General features: G+C 63.3%; 17 protein-coding genes. 8 read left to right on the plus strand and 9 right to left on the minus strand.

Annotated features, from left to right (window positions below; all coding sequences use genetic code 11):
- Window positions 1-104: 104 nt before the first annotated feature.
- Both EKH49_RS03135 and EKH49_RS03140 read right to left on the minus strand, forming a co-directional pair.
- Window positions 105-719: a carbonic anhydrase gene (locus EKH49_RS03135; RefSeq protein WP_100339307.1), complete on the minus strand. Its 615-nt coding sequence runs from the start codon at window positions 717-719 to the stop codon at window positions 105-107.
- 81 nt (window positions 720-800) lie between these two features.
- Window positions 801-1,475, minus strand: a complete 675-nt coding sequence (locus tag EKH49_RS03140; RefSeq protein WP_161567435.1) for a DUF4245 domain-containing protein — start codon at window positions 1,473-1,475, stop codon at window positions 801-803.
- A 156-nt stretch (window positions 1,476-1,631) separates the two neighbouring features.
- Here EKH49_RS03140 and glpX point away from each other — a divergent pair, with 156 nt between their 5' ends.
- On the plus strand, window positions 1,632-2,666 hold the full coding sequence (gene glpX, locus EKH49_RS03145; protein ID WP_066139805.1) for a class II fructose-bisphosphatase: 1,035 nt from the start codon (window positions 1,632-1,634) through the stop codon (window positions 2,664-2,666).
- Window positions 2,667-2,753: 87 nt separating this feature from the next.
- Here glpX and manA read toward each other — a convergent pair whose 3' ends face one another.
- From manA to EKH49_RS03165, 4 genes are all read right to left on the minus strand, one after another.
- Window positions 2,754-3,962, minus strand: a complete 1,209-nt coding sequence (manA, locus tag EKH49_RS03150; protein WP_128469669.1) for a mannose-6-phosphate isomerase, class I — start codon at window positions 3,960-3,962, stop codon at window positions 2,754-2,756.
- A 66-nt stretch (window positions 3,963-4,028) separates the two neighbouring features.
- Window positions 4,029-5,648, minus strand: coding sequence for an LCP family glycopolymer transferase (locus tag EKH49_RS03155; RefSeq protein WP_128469670.1), 1,620 nt, complete (start codon window positions 5,646-5,648; stop codon window positions 4,029-4,031).
- Window positions 5,649-5,665: 17 nt separating this feature from the next.
- Window positions 5,666-6,196, minus strand: coding sequence for a 5-(carboxyamino)imidazole ribonucleotide mutase (gene purE, locus EKH49_RS03160; protein WP_073706622.1), 531 nt, complete (start codon window positions 6,194-6,196; stop codon window positions 5,666-5,668).
- Window positions 6,197-6,267: 71 nt separating this feature from the next.
- Complete coding sequence (locus EKH49_RS03165; RefSeq protein WP_128469671.1) at window positions 6,268-7,428, minus strand: 5-(carboxyamino)imidazole ribonucleotide synthase; 1,161 nt, start codon at window positions 7,426-7,428, stop codon at window positions 6,268-6,270.
- Between the two features lie 176 nt (window positions 7,429-7,604).
- On the opposite strand from EKH49_RS03165, the gene EKH49_RS03170 reads away from it, so the two are divergent.
- Complete coding sequence (locus EKH49_RS03170; RefSeq protein WP_128469672.1) at window positions 7,605-8,174, plus strand: GtrA family protein; 570 nt, start codon at window positions 7,605-7,607, stop codon at window positions 8,172-8,174.
- Here EKH49_RS03170 and EKH49_RS03175 read toward each other — a convergent pair.
- Window positions 8,171-8,899 carry a TIGR03089 family protein gene (locus EKH49_RS03175; protein ID WP_128469673.1) on the minus strand — a complete coding sequence of 243 codons (729 nt, stop codon included), beginning with the start codon at window positions 8,897-8,899 and terminating at the stop codon, window positions 8,171-8,173. The two genes, EKH49_RS03170 and EKH49_RS03175, sit on opposite strands and share 4 nt — an antisense overlap.
- A gap of 288 nt (window positions 8,900-9,187) precedes the next feature.
- Here EKH49_RS03175 and EKH49_RS17100 point away from each other — a divergent pair, with 288 nt between their 5' ends.
- Genes EKH49_RS17100 through EKH49_RS03195 form a run of 4 tightly spaced genes read left to right on the plus strand, consistent with a single transcriptional unit; the run spans window position 9,188 to window position 16,657 of the window.
- The gene (locus tag EKH49_RS17100; RefSeq protein ID WP_128469901.1) at window positions 9,188-9,712 is read left to right on the plus strand and encodes a WhiB family transcriptional regulator; all 525 of its coding nucleotides are present in this window, start codon (window positions 9,188-9,190) and stop codon (window positions 9,710-9,712) included.
- A gap of 11 nt (window positions 9,713-9,723) precedes the next feature.
- A complete protein-coding gene (locus EKH49_RS16665) occupies window positions 9,724-13,188 on the plus strand; it encodes a glycosyltransferase family 2 protein (protein WP_269088422.1) in 3,465 nt (1,154 codons plus the stop codon).
- The gene (locus tag EKH49_RS16500) at window positions 13,188-15,701 is read left to right on the plus strand and encodes a DUF5719 family protein (RefSeq protein ID WP_161567436.1); all 2,514 of its coding nucleotides are present in this window, start codon (window positions 13,188-13,190) and stop codon (window positions 15,699-15,701) included. Before EKH49_RS16665 ends, EKH49_RS16500 begins: the two co-directional genes overlap by 1 nt.
- A 26-nt stretch (window positions 15,702-15,727) precedes the next feature.
- Window positions 15,728-16,657: a COX15/CtaA family protein gene (locus EKH49_RS03195; protein ID WP_128469675.1), complete on the plus strand. Its 930-nt coding sequence runs from the start codon at window positions 15,728-15,730 to the stop codon at window positions 16,655-16,657.
- A gap of 12 nt (window positions 16,658-16,669) precedes the next feature.
- On the opposite strand, the gene EKH49_RS03200 is transcribed toward EKH49_RS03195, so the two are convergent.
- Window positions 16,670-17,128: a metallopeptidase family protein gene (locus EKH49_RS03200; protein WP_038989879.1), complete on the minus strand. Its 459-nt coding sequence runs from the start codon at window positions 17,126-17,128 to the stop codon at window positions 16,670-16,672.
- Between the two features lie 91 nt (window positions 17,129-17,219).
- On the opposite strand from EKH49_RS03200, the gene EKH49_RS03205 reads away from it, so the two are divergent.
- A complete protein-coding gene (locus tag EKH49_RS03205; protein ID WP_073706627.1) occupies window positions 17,220-17,621 on the plus strand; it encodes a DUF3499 domain-containing protein in 402 nt (133 codons plus the stop codon).
- Between the two features lie 209 nt (window positions 17,622-17,830).
- Window positions 17,831-19,399, plus strand: coding sequence for a TIGR01906 family membrane protein (locus tag EKH49_RS03210; protein WP_128469676.1), 1,569 nt, complete (start codon window positions 17,831-17,833; stop codon window positions 19,397-19,399).
- 71 nt (window positions 19,400-19,470) lie between these two features.
- Here the strand turns inward: EKH49_RS03210 and EKH49_RS03215 are convergent, their stop codons facing one another.
- Entirely contained in the window at window positions 19,471-21,312 is a 1,842-nt protein-coding gene (locus EKH49_RS03215; protein ID WP_128469677.1) for an AMP-dependent synthetase/ligase, read from the minus strand.
- Window positions 21,313-21,354: the final 42 nt, after the last annotated feature.

Genomic DNA, 21,354 nt, shown 5'->3' on the forward strand with positions numbered 1-21,354 from the left:
GCAAAAGACAGGGCTCTGACGCAAACATCACAACCAACAGTGACGCTTCGCCGAAATGGGAATAAAAGCCGTTTTACAAGGCTTTTCCCGAGAACTTCGAGTTCTTAGTCGAGACCCAGGCTGGAGACCAGCTGGGCACGGCCATCGTGCAGGTGGTAGGACACGCCCGCGACTGCGGTCCGGCCTTCTTCGATAGCCAGCGCAATGATGCTGGACAAATCGACGAGGCGGTCGGTGGTCTGCTTGACGTGCTCGACGACGGTGCCGTTCACGTCGGTGATGCCCTTGCGCTCGGCGGCCTGGACCGATGGGGTGATGTGCTCAACGAGGTCGCGCACGAAGCCCTTGGGCATGTTGCCCGATTCCTTGACCTTGATGGCGCTGGTGACCGCACCGCAGGAGTTGTGCCCGAGGATTACGATCAATGGGACGTTGAGGATGTCGACGGCGAATTCCAGCGAACCGAGGCTAGCCGGGTCCAGGACGTGGCCCGCGGTACGCACCACGAACATGTCACCCAATCCCACGTCGAAAATGATCTCAGCGGCAAGCCGGGAATCCGAGCAGCCGAAGATGACAGCGAAGGGTTCCTGGCCGGAAATCAGCTTCTCGCGTCGTGCACTGTCCTGGTTAGGGTGCTGGGTATCGTCATTGACGAAACGGAAATTTCCTGCGCTGAGCTTTTCCCACGCCTCTTGAGGAGTCATGGATGGTTTTATTGATTCTGGGTGCATGACTCAGATTCTACGGGAATGTATTCGAATATCGAATATGTGACTGGCTATCCCCGTTAACGTGACTTAACCCAGTTCGCTGGCAACCTGCTCGGCAACAACGCTCAGCTGCTCGTCAGAGGTGTCGCTGGACAGCACCACGGTGGAGTCCTTGAACTCGGAGATCAGGTAGGTGCCCTGGTCCTTGGTGCGCACTTCCCACTGGGCTCCGCCGATGGTGCGGGTCTCGGTTGGCACCGCAGCATCGGTGATCAGGGCAATCCAGGTCGGGTTGGCTTCAGCGGCTTGGCGAACCCACACGAAGTCCTTGTTCTCGAAGACCAGTCCGCATTCCCAATAGGGGACGCCCTGTGCGGTATTAGCCTGCCAGCGGGCGAAGTTCGCGTATTCCTTCTCGCCCAATTCCGGGGCGAAGATCTCAAAGCCTGAAATCTTCTCCGTCTGTTCTGCGGTGGCCTGCAGGTTGACGTCGCTTTCAAACGCGTCGTCTTTGGGCGCAGGGTTGAGCATGAGCACCGGAATGAGGATGGCAATAGTGAAACCGATGGACAACACCATGCCCTTGAAGGTCTGGTTCGCGCGCTTGGCCTGCTTCTCGGTCAGCTGCGGCTTGAACGGCAGGTCCTCGAAGGTGGCGTTGGGATCGTCGAGGCTTCGACGAGCCGTGGCAGGCATCTGCGTACCGCTTGCCGCATTGGCGGCTGCCTGGGTGTTGTTCTCGGTGTTGTTCTCAGGTTCCACGCCTTCCATTCTCCCCGAAGATTCTGTGTAATTCGAACTGGAGTGCCCAATCGCACGTCCACCGATGATCAGGCGCGCCCGACACGAACTGTAAAGGGAAAACCCTAGGGGATAGAATGGCCTTGTTTGCATAGGCGCAATGACTACGACTCAGTGATGGGATCTTTCGTGACCGAAAAGAACAATTTTGCCCACCTTTCTCCGCGACTGTCGGTTTCCGACGCGGAGCCGGACCGCAACCTGGCACTGGAGCTGGTGCGCGCAACCGAAGCGGCAGCCATCGCTTCCTCGCCATGGGTTGGTTTCGGTGACAAGAACGCCGCAGACGGTGCCGCAGTCGACGCCATGCGCGGCCTGCTGTCCACCGTGAACTTCAATGGCGTTGTCGTGATTGGCGAAGGCGAAAAAGACGAAGCTCCGATGCTGTTCAACGGCGAACAGGTTGGTAATGGAACCGGCGCCGAGTGCGACGTCGCAGTTGACCCGATTGACGGAACCCGGCTCACCGCCCTGGGCCTGAACAACGCCCTGTCCGTGCTGGCTGTTGCCGACCGCGGTTCGATGTTCGACCCTTCGGCAGTGTTCTACATGGAGAAGCTGGTCACCGGGCCAGAGGCAGCCGAGCTTGTCGACCTCCGCCTGCCGGTGAAGCAGAACCTGCACCTGATCGCCAAGGCCAAGGGCAAGAAGATCAGCCAGGTGACTGTGACCATCCTTGACCGCCCGCGCCACGCCGGGTTGATCGAAGAGATCCGCGCGGCTGGTGCACGCACCAAGCTGATCATGGACGGCGACGTTGCCGGCGCCATTGCCGCAACCCGCGAAGGCACCGGCGTTGACGCGCTGATGGGCATCGGCGGCACCCCCGAGGGCATCGTGACTGCCTGCGCCATCAAGGCATTGGGCGGCGTGATCCAGGGCCGCCTGTGGCCAACCGACGACGATGAGAAGCAGAAGGCCATCGACGCCGGCCACGAGCTGGGCCGCGTGCTGACCACCAACGACTTGGTGACCTCGGACAACTGCTACTTCGCGGCGACCGGCATCACCGATGGCGATCTGCTGCGCGGGGTGCGCTACAAGAACAGCCGCATCCACACCCAGTCGATCGTGATGCGTGCCAAGTCCGGCACCATCCGCTTCGTCGATGGCGAGCACCACCAGGACAAGTGGGAAGCGTACACCCGCTAGCCGCTAGCTGCTTGCAAAACTGCGAGCCATGGACTTGAAACAAGTCCATGGCTCGCAGTTTTCGTTTGGGGCCTTGCGGCAGCGCGGCTAGTCGATCTGGGCGCTGGCAGCGAAGAGCTGGCCCGGCACGATGCCCTGCAGCGTGGCGGTGGCCGGTAGCTCGGCCGCGCTGAGGAACAGCGACTGCCCGCGGCTGATGTGGTGCTCGCCTTCGCGGGTGGCCACCAGGAATTCGCCGGCGGTGCACAGCAGGACGGCGGCACCGTGCAACTGCAGGTCGGCGGCCAGGCCAGGTTCGGTGGGATCGAGAACCTGCAGCTGGAACTCTTCGAAGTCCGGCTTGTACAGGCGGTCGTGGGTATCCAGTGCGACCGGCTCCAGCAGCGGGGCAGGGGAGGGCTGGGCGATGGTGACATCGAGCAGCTCGGGAACATCGATATGCTTGCTGGTCAGCCCGCCGCGCAGCACATTGTCCGAATTGGCCATGACTTCGATGCCCAGGCCGCGCAGGTAGGCGTGGACGTTGCCCGCACCCAGGCTGATGGCCTGGCCCGGTTCCAGGAAGATCAGGTTCAGCAGCAACGCCACCAGGACCCCTGGATCGCCCGGATAGATCTTGCTGATCGACACCAGTTCGGCGAAATGCACGTTGCGCTGCAGCTCGCCGCTGGCCGCCACTGCATCGCTGATCTGGCGTACCAGCTGGGAGATTTCGTCCCCGGCGGTCAGCACATGCTTGAAAATCGCGGCCAGCGGATCGCTGCCCTGCAGCAGACCGACGAGCTGGCTGACCGGGGCCTGGGCCGAGTCCGGCAGGTGCGCTGCCAGCAGCTGCAGGTCCTCGGCAATCTGCGCTGGCTGGCGGAACCCGGAGAGCGCCACGAAGTCGGTCAAGGCGAACAGCATTTCCGGCTTGTGGTTGTCATCGCGGTAGTTGCGGTCGGCGGCATCCAACGGCTTGCCCTGGGCATTTTCCTGGGCGAAGCGTTCCTGCGCCTGCTGCAGCGTCGGGTGCGTCTGGATCGACAGCGGCTGGGTCGCCGAGAGCACCTTGAACAGGTACGGCAGGCGTCCGAAGCGCTCGGCAACCGCCGAACCCAAAATGCGCTCCGGGTCCTGGGCGATGAAATCGTTGAGCGCGGTGCCGTCATCGGAGAGCCGGCTCGGGCACCCGGGGTGGGCGCCGAGCCACATTTCGGCCTGCGGGGTGATTTCCGCAGGAAGATCCAGCAGATCGGAAATCTGCGAAGCAGATCCCCAGTGGTAGTCCCTAATCGCGTTTTTCAACTCGAACACGTCTTTTGACCATAGCCTTTCAAGAGCGGTAAATGGGTCGCATGGCGGTCGGGGGGTCTTAACCGTTTACGGAACCGAGCATTCGTCGTTGTTTGCCGCGATCTCCGAGATCAACGTGCGGTAGCCAGCCATTTCCAGATTCACCAAGTATTCTTCGGTGATCGGGCTGCCATCGGGCTGGGTGAATTCCCGGTCCTCCTTGTTGGACAGCTTCGGAGCATTGTTCACGTCGGTGGTTTCCTCAGCCTCCTCGGAGGCCTCGGTGGTTTCTTCCGGAGCCGAGGACTTGGAGGAATCCTCGCTCTTCTCCGAATTGTCCTTCTTCTTGTCCTTCTTCGGCTCGTTCTGCTTCGCGATCAGCGACTGGATGCGCTCCTGCAGCTTGTCGAAGTCCGGGTAGGTGGAGAAGCTGCGTTCGAAGTCCGGGGCACCGAGGGTCAGCCGGGCCATTGGCTCCTTGGACACCTTTTCAGCCAGGGAGACGAAGGAACCGAGCTGGCCGGCAGGAATGTCTGTTTCCACCAGCTGCTCGCCGGCGGACATGATGGAGGTGAAATTGGTCAGGATCGTCTGCGGGGTGAACTGCTTGATGATTGCCTGCTGCAAGCACTGCTGGCGCTTGATGCGGTGGTAGTCATCGGTGAAGTCGCGCGAGCGGGCAAACCACAGGGCCTGCTTGCCGGTGAATTCATGGGTTCCCGGGGCGAACCAGTGGGTGCGCACGGTGCTGTTCTCGTAGTACTTGCCGTTGTACGGAACCCAGCCGCCGGAGTTGATGGTGACGCCGCCCAGGGCGTCGACGAACTGCTCGAAGCCGGCCATGTTGAGCATGACGTAGCCCTGGACCGGAAGGCCGGTGGTGCCTTCCAGCGCGTCCATGGCCGCCTGCGCGCCGACGTTCTTCACCGAGTCGGGGAACGCATCGGCATGCTCCATTTCGGCGTTGCGGTAGATGGAATTGAAAATGCATTCATCACCGCAGTTGTAGCCGTCTGGCCAGATCTTCTCCATGGGGGAGCCAGGGGCGAAGCGTGCGCTCTGGAAGTTGCGCGGCACCGAGATCAGCAGGCTCTTGCCGGTCTTGGCATCCACGGACAGCAACGCCGCAACGTCGGTGCGCACACCGTCGCGGTTGGCACCGGAGTCGGCACCGAACACCGCGATGTTGTAGCGGCCGTCGATGGGATCGAAGGCCGGGCCCTCGTCGAAAACTGCCTGAATCGTTTCGCGTCCGGTGTTCAGCATCGAGGCGCCGTAGACGAACAGGCCGCTGGTGGCCACCACGGCTGCCAGGGTGAAGACGGTGACGATGGCACGCATGCCCGGGGCCAGCAGCTTGGGCCGGATGATCACCAGGGTGTTGATGAACATGATCAGCCAGCCCAGCGCCAGCGTGCCGAGCACGATGATCAGGAACAGCTGGAAGTTCGGGTGGGCCGCCCAGCCGAGCAGGATCGAGCGGTCAATGAAGTACAGGGCAACCAGCGCCAGCACCGCCACCCAGCAGAGCATGGTGATGGACACCGCGATCCGTCCGAGCTTGCGATTTCCGGCAACCAGCTGGGCGCCGCCGGGGAAGAAGATGGTCAGCAGGACCAGGATCAGGGCACGCTTGCTGCGCTGCGGAGAGCTGATGGTCTCCGGCTGGCGCAACGGACTTGGTGCGCGGTGACTGGCAGAACCCATGTACTTTTGGACTTTCCCTAGGAGGCGAAATTCTCGTTGGCAACTTCATCGCGCAGAGCCGAGCCCTTGGCATGGGCCTGCTCGCGCAGCGAATCTGCAAACTGAAGCAACTTTACCTGTAACGATTCGGCTAGCTCATCGGTTCCCGCTGCGAGCATGCGCACGGCCAGCAGGCCGGCATTGCGTGCTCCGCCAATGGAAACAGTTGCTACGGGGACTCCTGCAGGCATCTGGACGATGGAGAGCAGGGAGTCCATTCCATCTAGTTTAGCCAGTGGAACTGGAACTCCGATCACTGGCAGCGGTGTAACGGCTGCGAGCATGCCGGGAAGATGCGCTGCGCCGCCTGCGCCGGCGATGATTGCGCGCAGCCCGCGTTCGTGGGCCTTCTTGCCGTAATCGATCATTTCCTCGGGCATGCGGTGCGCCGAAACGACATCCGCTTCAAAGGGGATGCCGAATTCGGCCAGCGCCTGCGCGGCCAGGCGCATCACCGGCCAATCGGAGTCAGAACCCATTACGAGGCCGACGAGTGGTGCTTGAGTCATCAGATATTTCCTTGCAGTGCTTCAGTAAGAGCCGCTGCCCGGCAGGCAGCGGCTCTTGATTAATATAAATGCTAGTTGGCGGTGCCGGCGCCGTCGCGGATCAGCGCGGCCACCTTGTTCGCCTGCGAACGAAGTTCATCTACGCTTTGCCCTGCGTTTGCCACGACGTTGACGTGGCCGATCTTGCGGCCCGGTCGCACGGACTTGCCGTAGGTGTGCACCTTGACTTCCGGGCCGGCGGCCAGCGCGGCCTGGAACGCGGAGTAGAGGTCCTGGTTGGCGCCGCCGAGGTAGTTCTTCATGACGGTCACACCCAGCTCGCGGGTTTCCCCCAGCGGCAGATCCAGCACTGCACGCAGGTGCTGCTCGAACTGGCTGGTGACCGAGCCGTTCATGGTCCAGTGCCCGGTATTGTGCGGGCGCATGGCCAATTCGTTGATCACGAACCCGGCGCCGACGCCCGGGGTTTCGAAGAGCTCGGCGGCCATGACGCCGGTGACGCCGAATTCCTCGGCGATGCGCAGGGCGGCTTCGGCAGCGGTGGCAGCGGTAGCCTCGTCGATGTCCTGGGCGGGCGCGATCACTTCGTCGCAGACCCCATCGACCTGGATGGTGTGGACCACCGGCCACGCCTTGGCCTCGCCCGAAGGGGTGCGGGCCACCAATGCGGACAGCTCCCGGGAGAAGTCAACCTTGTCTTCGGCCAGCAGCGGGCCGTTGGCGAACCAGTCGGCGGAATCCTTGGCATCCTGGATGCCGTCGAGCATGCGCACGCCCTTGCCGTCGTAGCCGCCACGCGGGGTCTTGAGCACAATGGGCCAGCCGGTCTGCTCGCCGAAGGCGATCAGCGCCTCGACGTCGTCGACTTTGGCCCAGGCAGGGTTGGGCAGGCCGAGGCGCTCGATGGCCTCGCGCATGACCAGCTTGTCCTGGGCATGGATCAGGGCTGCCGGACGCGGCTGGATGTTCACGCCCTCATTGATCAGGGTGGTCAGGAATTCATTGGGAACGTGCTCGTGGTCGAAGGTGACGACGTCCTTGCCCTTGGCGAATTCGCGCAGGGTATCGAGGTCCTTGTAATCGCCTACCGGTGCGTCGGGAACGCAGCGCGCAGCCGAAACATCCGGACCTTCGGCGAGAACATGCAGTTCAAAACCTAGGTTCAAGGCCTCGGGGGCCATCATTCGGGCCAGCTGCCCGCCACCAATCACACCAATTTTTGGAAAGCTCACGATTACAAGGGTAACGAAAGCGGCGTGGAGAATCGCATGCGCGATGTCTGATTACTCTCAGAAATCGGCCAATTTCCAGAAAGTGCCGATAAAATGGCAAGATCGCGCGCTTTTCCCAGTGCTGAGCGCGCCTTGTTACTGCTAGCCAGACGGGAACTTCATTCCCTGGAGGACAATTGCTCGAGCGCATCAAACTCAAAATAGCCGGACTCATCTCGCTGCTGTGGCGTGAGGTGGCGAAGTTCGGCGTGGTCGGTGGCGTTGCGTTCGTCATCGACTCGGGGATCTACGTCTGGCTCCTGCATGGTCCCATGAGCGATTCGCAGGTCAAGGCGAAGATCGTCGCTGGTGTCGTCGCCACGATGTTCTCCTGGGGTGCCAACCGCTACTGGACCTTCCGCCACCGCCGCCAGGCCAATGTGCTGCGCGAGCTGGTGATGTTCATCATCATGAATGCCATCGGCCTGGGCATTGCCGCGGCCTGCGTGTGGGTCACCAAATACTGGCTGGGCCTGACCGATCCGACCTCGGTGTTCATCGCAGGTTCGGTCGTCGGCTTGGTGCTCGGCACGATCTTCCGTTTCTTCGCCTACCGTTTCTGGGTCTTCGGCAAGGAGATGGACCAGGAAGAAGCATTTGCCCATGACCACGAAGTTCTGGGCAAGCACAAGGCCGATACCGCCACCGGACCAGCGGGTTCCGCGGGCCAGTGCGATACCGGCACCGTGCCGACGGTGGTTCGCTAGTCCTGAGGGGAATAGTCGAAGTTGATGCGTTCGCCGTCGCGCAGGCGCGCGGTCACTTCCACCCCATCTTCGACTAGCACAATTCCATCTCCTGCCGCCCACTGGCCGATGGCATAAGGCAGCAGGTCGAGCACAGGCAGCTGGGCACGCACGAGAATGGTCCCTTGGCTCTTCGCCTCGGTACCGAATAGCGTGGCAAGGCTGAGCGGGGCGCCGCCATTGGTTGCGATGGCTGTTGCATCACCAGCAACCGGCGAGGGATAGAACTGGTCCCCATAGGAACGCACGGAGGCATTGAAGTCTTCTGCGACCGGGCCGAGATCCGAGCCGAAGGACAGCGCGAGAGCTGCCGGGTTCACGGCGAGGATTTCACAGCTGCCGGGGATGCGCTCATCATTCGGCTGGGCGGTAACCCATAGCGTTGCCTGCTGGGCATCATCATGCTCGGCATCAACCAGCGTGGCGCCATGATGCAGGGCGGCCAGGGCCACAACCAGGGACTTCCAATGCGCTGGCAGGTCAAGCACCACGAGCGAGTCTTCTTCGAGGTCGAAAACCTCGCCCAGGAGATTGGCGCTTTTCGCGACCCAATTGTCGAATACCCGTCCGGAGAGCTCGATGCGTTCCCCGCTGGCGGAGTACCAGGTAAGCCACGGCGAGGCCGAAGCGCGCCGCGGCGCGAGGAGATTCTCCACAAAGGTTCCTGATTGCAGGATGTTGCTCATTGGGTGTCCTTAAATTTAATTACTGAGAATTCACCGAGAATTCAGCCAAGACGGGACATGCCCGTCTCATCTGCATCTTTTGACGGCGTGTTGTGCCGGGAGTTTCCTGAGAAGTCTTCTTAGAATGACCTCCCCACTTGACTCTAGCGGAGTTACACGGCTGTAATTAGATGGTGAGTCCGAGCAGGTTCATCACTTTTCGCTAGTTCGATGGAATAAATGCTGCCGGATGGATCGGGAGCAGTGATGGCCCGATCTTCTCAAACCAATCGAAAGGTCAACATCACCATGGCGAATCTGGAGCAGGGGTACTCCGAATTTTCGACCTCGGCTGTTGCATCGGCTCAATACGGGCTGGAGGACGCACCATCTGACTGGTTTGTCGATCCTCAAGCCGGTGAGTCCGCACGGGTTGCAGTTGCAGCCGATCTGGAGACCGCGGCCGACAACTTCTTGAAAGAACAGGACACGTTATCCGCCACCGAAGAAATCTCCTCGGTTGGATCCTGGGCGCCTGAGCTCGACGAAGATGACGAAGTGCGCGAAACCATCAAGGCAGTATGGCTTGGTGTTGGCGGAGAAGTTGACGAGGGCGAGCTGGGCTGGCAGGCCCGTGCCCTGTGCGCACAGACCGACCCCGAGGCATTCTTCCCTGAAAAGGGCGGCTCGACCCGCGACGCGAAACGTGTCTGCGGCGCATGTGTTGTCCGTTCGGAATGTCTAGAATATGCCTTGAGCAATGATGAGCGCTTCGGAATCTGGGGAGGGCTCTCAGAGCGTGAACGTCGCCGTCTACGGAAACGAGCAATCTAATTCGTCCGCCAATTCACGTCACCGCCATCGTTGCTTCGCACGATGGCGCTGACTTTTTACCACGCACTTTGGCCGCACTGCGCAACCAGTCGCGGCCTATCGAACGCTTTGTCGGAGTTGACGCATCGTCCTCCGACGCATCGCTAGAGGTCCTGCGGGCGAACTTGCCGTCGAACGCCGCCCTGCTGGTGGCCGATGAGGGGTCGTTGGGACTGTCGCTGGAAGTGGCGGTGTCGCAGCTGCCCGAAGCGCGTGCGGACCGCGACGAATGGCTGTGGATCATCCACGATGACTCCATGCCTGCTCCCGACGCGCTGGAACAGCTGACCCGCACCGTCGAGGCTTCCGAGTCCGTCTCCATTGCCGGATGCAAGCTGCTGGATATCGACAACCCCCGCCACCTGGTGGAGGTAGGCCTGAGCGTCGACCGCAAGGCCCAGCGCCTGACCATGATCGACATCGACGAAGTCGACCAGGGCCAATACGACGGACGCAGCGACTACTTCGCCGTGTCCTCCGCCGGCATGTTCATCCGCCGCGAGGTCTTCGAGCAGCTGGGCGGATTCGACCCGGCGATCCCGGGCCGCGGCGACGACGTGGACCTGTGCTGGCGCAACCGCCTGGCCGGGCACCGCGTGGTCGTGGTGCCCGGCGCCAAGATGTACCACCAGGTCGAAGTTGTCGACTCGCTGGCTGGTCCGCGCGAAGCCAAGCGCTCCGAGGTCTTCCAGCGCCTGAAGTTCGCTTCGCCAGCGGTGCTGCCCTTCTTGTGGATCGGGTTGCTGCTCGGCGGCATCGGCCACTTCCTCGTGGCCTTGCTGGCCAAGGATCCGGGCCACGGGTTCGGCCATTTGGGATCGGTGCTGCGCGGGCTGTTCTCCCCGGGCAAGCTGGCGGCATCACGCCGTAATGTCGCCCAGATCCGCGAGATCCCGCGCCGCCTGGTCCGCAAGCTGATGGTCTCCGGTGCCCAGGTGCGCGAGTACCGCCGCAATGTGAATACCGGACGCGCCGATGGCGAAGTCTATGGCGATGGCAGTGGTGCCGACGCCATGGTCGAACCCAGCGGCGACAACTTCTCCGACTTCGTTCGGATTGCCCGTCCGCCGCGCACCACCGCGGTGCTCTCGCTGATCCTGGCTCTGCTGCTCTCCGCGGCGGCCTCCCTGATCGCATGGCGCAGCCTGTTCGGCTCCACCGCACTGTCCGGCGGCGCGCTGCGCCCGCTGTCCAACAGCAGCCGGGAAATCGGCGCCAACGCCCTGTCCTGGTGGCAGAACATCACCACCGGCTTGAGCGCCCCGCCGGATAATTCCGACTTGCTGTTCTGGCTTTTCTCGCTGGTGACCTTCAACCATGCCAATGAAGCCTCCGTCTATCTCTTCTTCGCCGCGATGCCGCTGGCAGCACTCACCGCCTGGTGGGGGATTGGCGCGGTCAGCCGCTCGCGCGCGGTGCGGTTCCTTGCCGCGCTGATCTGGGCGCTGCTGCCGTCATTGATTTCTTCGCTGGCCTCCGGACGCATCGGCTCGGTGCTGATCCACATCTTGCTGCCGCTGTTCTTCCTGGCGATTATCCGCGCCATGAACGCCCATGTGGCGATCGAGGGCGCGAAGCCGAAGACCGCGAAGCAGCAGTCGGTTTCCGCATGGACCGCCTCGGCCAGCGCCGCATTGCTGCTCTGGGTGATCTCCGCCGGCTCCGTCTCCTTCTTCCTGACCGCGAGCATCCTGGTCTACGTGCTGGCCATCTTCTCGGTGCGCCGCGCCCGCAGCCTGTGGTGGATCCCGCTGCCTGCGATCGTGTGGAACCTTCCGCTGCTGTTCGCCGGCCTGGGCGATGCGCGGCTGCTGTTCACTGAGCCCGGCGCCGCGAATGCGTTCACGCCGGCTGCCCCGTGGCAGATGCTGCTGGGCTTCCCGGAAGCCTTCAACGCCAACGCCTCGCTGGTGGGCTGGGACTTCCTGCCTGCCGGACCGTGGGCCCTGGTCGCAGCCCTGCTGGTCGGTGCCCCGATCCTCGCGCTGGCGGTCTTCGGAACCTTGAGTTCTTCGTTCAGTCACAGCGCCAGCATGCGCCGCAACTCCCGCCGCCTGCTGTGGGGCGCGGTGCTGTCGCTGGCAGCGGGCTGGGCCGTCGGCTTTGTGCCCTTCACCCTGGACTCGCATACCGCGGTGAGCGCCTACACCGGCCCGTACGTTTCCTTCGCCATGTTCGCGCTGCTGGCAGCTGCCGCCAACGCGTTGGCCGCCCTGCGCCACGAGGACCAGCAGCGCTCAATGCGTGCCGCCGGTTCACGTCCGGCGATGAGCCTGATGGCCGCTTTCAGCGTGCTTGCCGTGCTGGCCTCGGGCTGCGTGCTGCTCGGCGCCCAGCTAAATCCGGCAGCCGAATCCGAAACGCTGACCGCGATGAACTCGGCCCAGCAGGTCCACGGCTCGCAGCCGCGCACCCTGCCGGCAACCGCAGCCGATGCAGGCCGCTCCGAGTTCCAGAAGCGCACCTTGGTGCTCAGCCCGCGGTCCTCCGGCGAGATTGACAGCCAGCTGGTGTCGGGTTCCGGCGAGACGCTGGACAGCATCAGCCGCTACTCGCAGGTCAAGCAGCTGGCCGGTCCGCTGCTGGAGCCTGAGCGCAATGAAGATTCCGCCACCGCAAAGGTCCAGAGCAATGCCGTAGCGATGCTGCTGTCCGAATCTGCGTTGGACTCGCGCGAGTCCTTGCGCGACTTGGGCGTGGGCTTCGTGGTGCTGAACGAAACCGGCGAATCCGTCCCGGCGACCGTACGCACCTTGGATGCGGCAACGGGGTTGGCGTCGGTTGGCCAGACCGACAGCGGCTGGCTGTGGCGCGTGGACTACGAAGCCGATGACGAGCGGCAAAGCGCCGGCTTTGCCCGGATCGTCTCCGCCGATGGAGACGTGACCGTCCTGCCGACCCAGCGTGGCAAGATCACCAATCTCCAGATCCCGGCCGCGGATTCCGAGCGCACGCTGGTCCTGGCTACCGCGTCGGATCCGAAGCTGCGCGCCAGCGTCGATGGCGAATCCCTGCGTTCGGTGGCCTATCCCGAGGATTCGGAAACCCGTTGGGCCCAGGCCTACGAGCTTCCTGCCGAGGGCGGCAAGCTGACCTTGTCGCACAAGGACTCCATGGCCATTCCGGTGCTGCTGCTCAGTGCAGTAGTCCTGCTGATCACGGTGCTACTGGCCATCCCAGTGCCAAGTTCGCGCCGATTGGCCAACTACCGGAACATCGAATACCGCTTCCGTGAACCACGCGGCGAGAATGAAGAACTTGCCGATGGTTCGGCAGTTCTGGCCGCGGCCGAAGTCCAGAGCCCGGCAACGGCCACCGGAACGATGCCGTTGAGCCGCCGAGAGGCACGCGAACGCGCCAGCGAGATTCGTGAGAACTTGACCCCGAAGCTCAGCGACCGGATTTCGGATGCTGATGCCGAGCAGGAGAAGAAGTAGTGAGCGACGAGAAGAACGTGGACTCAGCGGACTCTGCTGACCAGCCAACTGCACAGACCCCGGCCCCGAAGCCGGCCTCGGCACAGCCAGAAGCCAAGGACGCCACCCCGGTGTCGGCGACGCTCTCGCGTGCCGAAGCCAAGGCCGCCAAGGCCAGGGCCAAGGTCGATGCCAAGCTGGAGAAGGCCCGCGCCAAGGAAGCCCAAGCCCGAGCCAAGGCCGAGGCGAAGGAAGCGGCGAAGGCCGCGAAGGCTGAGCCCAAGGCGGTTAAGCAGGAAGATCCAAAGGCAGAACAGCTGTCCGAGTCGAAATCCGGAGCAAAGGACAGCAAGGTAACCTCGCCTGCTGCGGTTCCGGCCGATGAGCAGGCTGAAGGCAAGCGCGCAGCACAGGAACAGGCACCCACGCCTGAACCAGTGCAGGATAGTTCAGCCCAGGCCGAGGCTGCGACCGCCAAGCCTGCAACGGCTGGTGAATCCGCAGCCGGCAAGACCGATGCAGCCGCCAAGTCAGAACCGGCTGCCAAGCCGGATCACGTCGCCAAGGCGGAGCCTGCCAAGGAGGAGGGCGCAACGGCAGTAGCCGGCAATGCCGATTCTGCACCTGCGCGCGAGGCTGAGCCGAAGACCTCCTCCGCCCAGGATTCAGAAGCTGGTGCCGCCGCGGCAGCCGTTGCTGCCGCGGGGAAGGCCAAAGCCGGCGATTCACAGTCCGGAGAAGAAGCCGCGACGGCACAAGCACCGGAAGATCCGAGAGCCGCAAAGCGCCGCCAGAAGTTGGAGAAGGTCCGCGCACGGAAAGCCGCGAAAGCTGCCCCTGCGGCTGCCAGCACGGCTGCTCATCCGGCAGCCGAGCCGGAGGCGGAGCCTGCAGACGGCAAGGTCGCCGAGCGCCGCCACAAGCTGGACAAGGCCCGAGCCGCGGCTTCCAAGGATGCGGTGTCCGCGCCGGTGCGGAAGAAAACCGGCGCGGTACTGCTCAGCCTGGTTGCCGTGGTGGCCGCCGGAGCCGTAGTGGGCGCCGGATCGATTTTTGCCCCGGCACCGGCCGTGAAGTCGTTGCCGGCTGCCGTGACGAACCTGCCTGCTGGCGACTCCAGCAGCGTTTGCCCGGGAACCCCGCAGCTGCTCAAGGGCGTGGAAGGCACCGACGCGCAGTTCGCTCCCGGCGCCAAGGACGTTTCCAGCAACCTGCGCAGCATTGCCGTGTCGGATCTGGCCAAGCGCATTCCCGGCTCATCCTTCACCAAGCTTGATGGCAGCGATGCGCGTCAGCTGACCGAGCGCATCGCCGAGGATGAAGCTGCCGAGGCCCGTGGCGCCGATGAGGAGGGGCTGACCGGGCGCGCCAGCAAGATCTCAACTGCCAACGATATCGATGACACCCAGGTCTACACGTTGCAGCCGCTGGGCCAACTCGCTTCGAAGGGCAGCGCCCTGCGCAGCTACCAGGCCAAGGACGGCGACCTCGCCGGGCTTGCCGCCGCAACATGCCAGGCTCCGGCGTCCAGCTGGCGCTTCACCGGCCTGCAGACCAGCACCGGATCCACCAGCGTGATGCATTTGGCCAACCCAACGCACACCACGGCCCAGGTGTCCCTGCGTCTGCGCGGCCCGGACGGCCTGATCGACACCTCCACGCTGCAGAACATTGTCCTGGCAGCGGGGGAGAGCCGGGCGATCGTGCTCGGCGGCTATGCGCAGGACTTGAATTCCATTTCGGCCGAGGTCACCAGCCTCGGCGGCAAGATCACCGCCTCGGTCCAGCAGGCCGCCTTGCGCGGCTTGACCCCATCGGGTGTTGAACTGGTCGGCGCGAACGCGACGGCTTCCAACAGCCAGGTGATTCCGGGCGTGTGGATCGAGAGCAAGGAGAATGTTTCCAAGCTCAGCAAGGACGACAAGTCCCTGGTTCCGCAGCTGCATGTCTCGGCCACCGGTTCCTCGGGCGCCGGGTTCAAGGTGAAGGTCCTGGGGGCTGACGGTGAAGTTGCTGCCAGCTTCGACGAGAACCTTGCAGTTGATTCGGACGCCACGAAGGTCGTGAACCTGAACCAGTTGGCTGGCGGGTACTACACGGTAGTCGTTGAATCCGATGCCCCGGTCACCGCAGCGGTGAAGATGGTCCGCGGCGCTGATCCCAAGGATTCCTCGGACACTGCGTGGGCGGCCAGCTCCAATGTGCTCGCCGGGACGCAAGCCATGCCGCTGTCGGCTAACGGCACCGGCAAATTCGCCATCGCCGCCGTCGCGGCGGACTCGGCGGTGGAAGCAGTGGTCGTCAACAAGGACGGCAAGCTGGAGGACCCAGAGAAGCTGCAGATCAAGGCCGGCCAAAGCATTGTCTTTGATCCGAAGTCGGTCTCCGATGACGCCCAGGCAGTCATCTTCTCGACGGATGCCAACGCCTACCTGGCCCAGCTGGTGCTCGGTTCCGACCGTTCCATCGCCTGGGCTGCCATGCCGCAGGCGAATGCCGGACGCGACGGCATTGTGGTGAACATCGGCGGCTAGGAACGCGCCATTAAGGAACTGGAACTTTGACGACTCCCTTCGCGTGGCTGGCGCAGCGGATCAGGCTGGAGCGGCGCTCGCTCAAGGCGGCCTCGCTCTCGGCGATGATCGCGGCAATCCTGATTATCGTCGGCGGCGGTGTCGTGCGCGTCACCGGTTCCGGGCTGGGTTGCCCGGACTGGCCAACCTGCACCGGCGGTTCCATCGCCCCAACCGCTGAAATGGGAATTCACGCGACCATCGAGTTCCTGAATCGGCTGCTCACCTTTGTGCTGTGCGCGGCCGTCGGCTGGGTCATCATTGCCGCCCGCCTGCAACGCGAGCCGGTTCCGGGCATCACCCGATGGGCATGGTTCCAATTCTGGCTTGTCGTGCTCAATGCGGTCATCGGCGGAATCACCGTTTGGGTGAAGCTGAACCCCTATGTCGTGGCCGCGCATTTCCTGGCCGCAACCTTGCTGCTCACCGCCGCGGCGGCAACTTGGGACAAGGTCCAAAATCTGGGCTTTGCCAGCGAGGCGGCCAGCACCGATTCGCTCAAGTCGATGGGAACCTGGCTCGTGGCGATCAGCGCCCTGCTGGTCATCATCGGCACCGGGGTGACCGGATCAGGCCCGCATGCAGGGGACTCGGCCGAGGTCCCGCGGATGGGCTTCGACTGGCTGCAGATCACCATCGTGCATGCCGCCGCAGCTGTCGGCGCGCTGGTTGTTGCCCTGGTGCTGTGGCATCAGGCAAGACAGCAGCAAGTTCCGGTTGTGGCGCACAAGGCCAAGCTGTTCATCTGGGTATTGGCCGGGCAGGGGCTGATCGGGGTGGTCCAGGCAGTGACCAGCTTGCCAGAGCTGCTGGTGGTGGCCCACTTGGTAGGTTCTGCGCTGGTCTGGATCGGCGCCGTGCGCGTTGGCTTGGCCTCCCATGCAACGGCACGTGGCATCCAGCCCCAAAACAGCTAGGGAAATGTCCGCTTAGAAGTCAGGATCCTCAGGGAAATACATGGGATCGACTTCCGAGATCGGCTTCATCCAGAGCTGTGCGACCTCATGCACCACGCACTGGTGGACCAGGTCCAGGAGTTCGCCGGCGTTCTCCGCAATCTGCTCGATGGGCAACCGGTAAATGACGATGCGCGCTGGCCGGCCGGGCGCAGCCGGCTTGGAGGATGCCAGCGGCACCCGCTCGCCCAGCGCGGCAGCCTGTTCCAGCAACTTTCCGCTGGGCACCGGATCGATCAGGAAATCTATCTTCTCGATTTCTCCGGGCCAGCGTTGCGACAGCCGTTGCGCGCTGGCCATCACCGCATCATCGAATCTTTCCGGGCGCGAACGGTAGGCGGGAAGATGCATGGGCATCAGCGGGCCACGCCGCCCGCGTCCGTGGCGGCCGCGCCGCGGACCGCTGGGACGATCAGGCAACTTGGAGCTCATTGATTCAGCCTAGCGCGTCGGGCGCTGTGCCGATGCCCATAAGCCCGCAATTGGGCGAAGATCCCAAAGATGTGCTGCCCGGCGAAGTAGAATGGGAAGCGTGGAAGGTCTTCGTCTTTGTTCTCGCCCTGCCTGCCGTGAAGCGGCCCGCGCTACTCTCACCTACGTATACGCAGATTCAACTGCCGTTCTTGGACCTTTGGCGACATACCCCGAACCGCATTGCTATGACCTGTGTGCCCAGCATGCCAACCGCCTGACGGTTCCCAGCGGCTGGAACCTGATCCGTGGAGCCATCCCGGACGTGCTGGAACCGGAGGACGAACTGAACGCCTTGGTGAATGCCGTCCGCGATCGGGAACCGAAGGTTCGCCAACCACGCCACGCATCGAATTCGCCCATTGATTCGGTCCGTACCCGCGAAACCAGTGCCCAGCGCTTCGACTCCCGGGTCCGCTTAGCTGTTCTTCCGGCCGCCGACGAAGAATCCTAGACCACTTCTCCACGAATTCTTGAAGCTGCCTCCGTTCGTTGGCGGCATTTGCCCCCACGGCTTTGTGTCCTAGCTGAAACCCGTTTTTGGTGTGGTAATCCGCCGGATGACTGGGCCCGCTGGATATGCTAAAGGCGCATGGGCCGTGTTCGGCCCATGATGCGACCCTAAAACAGCACACCATCGCGCGAATTGCAGGAGGACTCCTCATGGCTGAGGCGGCGAAGAACCCCACTGGAGGGCAAGGATCTACGGGCCAGCCGGCACCGGCTGCCACTGGCAACGTGCCAAGCCCACAGGCCAGCCTGAGCCAAAAAGCTGAAGAGCTCACTGCGCGCCTGGAACAGCACAAGAACCAGGCCCAAGCCGACGCCGTTGCCCAACGGGAAAAGGCTCGCAAGGAGGCTATCCGCCGCGCGATGTCAGGCAAGACCGAAGCCGATGCCAAGAACCCTGCTCCAGCACCAGCGGACAAGACGCAGCCTGCCCCGGTAAAGCCAGCCGCAGCCAAGGCCCCGTCAGCCAAGCCAGCCGCCGCACCTGCAGCCAAGCCAGCTGCGGCCAAGCCAGCCGCCGCACCTGCAGCCAAGCCAGCTGCGGCCAAGCCAGCTGCCGCCAAGCCAGCCGCCGCGGAGCCTGCAGCCAAGGCTCCAGCTGCCGCCAAGCCGGCCGCCGCGAAGCCTGCAGCCAAGGCTCCAGCTGCCGCCAAGCCAGCCGCCGCGAAGCCTGCAGCCAAGGCTCCAGCTGCCAAGCCGGCAGCCAAAGAGCCAGTGGAAGATGTCATCCGTGCCATCAAGCTGCCGCACGAAATCGAAGCCGAGAAGCGTGCGCAGAGCGAAGCCAAGGCAACAGCCGGAAAGACCGCAGAGCCGCAAGCCGACGAGAAGACATCCACCGCGCAAAGCGTGCCGCCGGTGTCCGCCGCTCCGAAGACCGGATCCCTGCCGACAACCAAGGCAGCCGTCGCCCAAGCGCGCAATCGCGTCTTCGGCAGCTACGCCCCAGAGCCAGAACCCTCCGAAGCGGCGATGAAGCGTCGGGTTGCACGTGAACGGGCGCTGAACTCGAAGCCTGCCCTCGGGCGCACGGCGCAGGTGATTGTGGCGCTGGTCTTCCCGTTGCTGACCCTGATTGCCGCGATCCGCTTGGTCGCCACACCGGCGTTCCTTGCCCTGTCCTACGGCCGCCCTGGATTCCCTAGCGATTCCTTCGGCTTCACCGATGCCGAGCGCCTGACCTACGGCAGCTACGGGGTGGACTACCTGAACAACTTCGCCGAACCGGAATACCTGTCCGGGCTGAAGCTTTCCACCGGTTCAAGCATGTTCACCGAGGGGGAGGTCCAGCACATGGTGGACGTGAAGAACCTCATCGGGTTCGCCTACATCCTCGGAGCGGTGCTCGCGGTCATCTTGATTATCGGGATCTGGTATCTGGCCAAGCGCTATGCAGGCGGCGTACGCCGTGCGTTGTTCTCCGGAGCCATCTTGGCCTTGGTCGGCATTGCAGCCTTGGCAGTCTTTGCGATCATGGGATGGGATAACTTCTTCACCCAGTTCCACGCGTTGTTCTTCTCAGACGGCACCTGGACCTTCAACGTCAGCGATACGCTGATCCGCCTGTACCCGGAGCAGTTCTGGCTCGATAGCGCGATCGCCATTGCCGTGCTGGTGCTGGCCACCATCATCGCCGTGATCATCAGCTGCTGGCCTACCGGGCGCCGTCGCGAGGCAGCCAGGCTGCGCCAGGAGGCCCGCGCCTTCGGCATTGGCAACTAGCCGGCACAGGCCATAAACAGCAGGGGAGCAGTTCACCATGAACTGCTCCCCTTGGCTATTCCCAGCGAGAATTATTTGCGGTAGAGGGCGTCCACCCGATCTTCGAATTCCTCGAGAACGCTCTGGCGCTTGAGCTTCAGCGAGTTCGTCAGGTGCCCCGAAGCTTCGGTGAATTCCTCATCCAGCACCACGAACTTGCGAATGGACTCGGCCTTGGAAACGGTCAAATTGGCGGTATCCACGTAGCCTTGGACCTCGGCGATCACCGCAGGATCAACTGCCGCCTCAGCCAGGGTCATTGCCCCAAGGCCCTTGGCCTTGGCCCACACTGCCAACTCTTCGGGATCGAGCGTCATCATGGCCGTGATGAATGGGCGCTGTTCGCCGGCCAGCACGCACTGGGCCACGATGCGTCCGGCGCGGACCATCTCTTCCAGCGGGCCTGGCGAGACATTCTTGCCCCCGGCGGTGACGATCAGTTCCTTCTTGCGACCGGTCACCTGCAGGAATCCGCCATCATCCAGGACACCGGTATCGCCGGTCTTGAAATAGCCGGCTTCGTCGAAAACCTCGGCCGTGGCTACAGGGTTGTTGTGGTAGCTGGCGAAAACTCCGATCCCCTTGACCAGGATTTCACCGTCATCCGCGATCTTGATGGAGGTGCCGGGAATCGGACGGCCCACGGTGCCCACGCGGTTTCGCGATGCCTGATTCACCGTGGCCGGTGCGGTGGTTTCGGTCAGGCCGTAGCCCTCCAGCAGCTGGATGCCGGCGCCGCGGAAGAAGTGCGCCAGATCCGGATTCAGCGCACTGGCTCCGGAGATCGCGTAACCGCACTGGCCGCCGAAAACCGCCTGCAACTTCGGGTAGAGCACCTTGCTGAAGATGGCATGGCGGGCACGCAAGCCCAACGGCATGCGCGCCTTGAGGCCACGCGACCGCGCATCACGGATCTTGGAGACCTCGATGGCCGCCTGCTCGGCTTTGAGGAAGAGGTCAGCCTTGCCGCCGCGTTCAGCTGTGGCAAGGGCGCTGGTGCGGATCTTCTCGAAGACGCGCGGCACGGCCAGCAGGAAGCCGGGCTTGACCGCGGACATGTCCTCGACCAGGTTGGCCATCGAGCTGGAGTGCGCAATCACCGATCCGCCGTGGATGCAGGTTTGCTGGACGGCACGAGCCAATACGTGGGCCAGCGGAAGGAACATCAGCGTCCGGCGTTCTTCACCGAGCACTTCGAGCATGTTTCCGGCCAGGTTGTGCGCCACCATGGCGAAGTTCGAATGGGTCATATTGCAACCCTTGGGGCGTCCGGTAGTGCCCGAGGTGTAGACCATCGTGGCCACATCCTTGAGGGCCATGGATGCGCGGCGTGACTCGATCAGCTGCTCGTCGATCTGATCGGCCGGAACCATCAGCTGGTGCAGACCGGCGGAGGGGATGAGCGTCGTATCGTCCGCGTCGGAGCCCACGAAGATATGGGTGCGCACCGGTTCGCCGAGCTGAGCCGCCGCCTGGCGGACGGTAGCGCGCAGCTCATGGTTTTCGGCGAACACCACGCGCGCACCGGAGTCGCGCAGGATCCATTCGACCTGGAAAGCGCTGGAGGTTTCGTAGATTGGCACCGACACGCCGCCGGCGAACCACACGGCTTCCTCGGCCAAGGCCCACTCGTAGCGGGTGCGGGAAATAATGGCGACCTTGTCGCCGGGCTGCAATCCATCATTGATCAGCACCATTGCCAGGCGCTTGACGTCGATGAGGAAATCACCGGCGCTGAGATCATGCCAGGTGCCGTCTCGCTGCACGCTGAACAGCGGGCGTTGTGCGCCGCGTGCTACGCGATCAAGGAGCAGGTTCGTCGTGTTGACCTCTGGTGCCAGATCAGTCAGCAGCTCGACGGTCACTTCTTGCATTGAGGAACTATCCTTTGGAAATCGATGGTCGTCTTAGTGGCC

The sequence above is a fragment of the Glutamicibacter sp. HZAU genome (genome assembly GCF_004100365.1).
Taxonomy (GTDB): domain Bacteria; phylum Actinomycetota; class Actinomycetes; order Actinomycetales; family Micrococcaceae; genus Glutamicibacter; species Glutamicibacter nicotianae.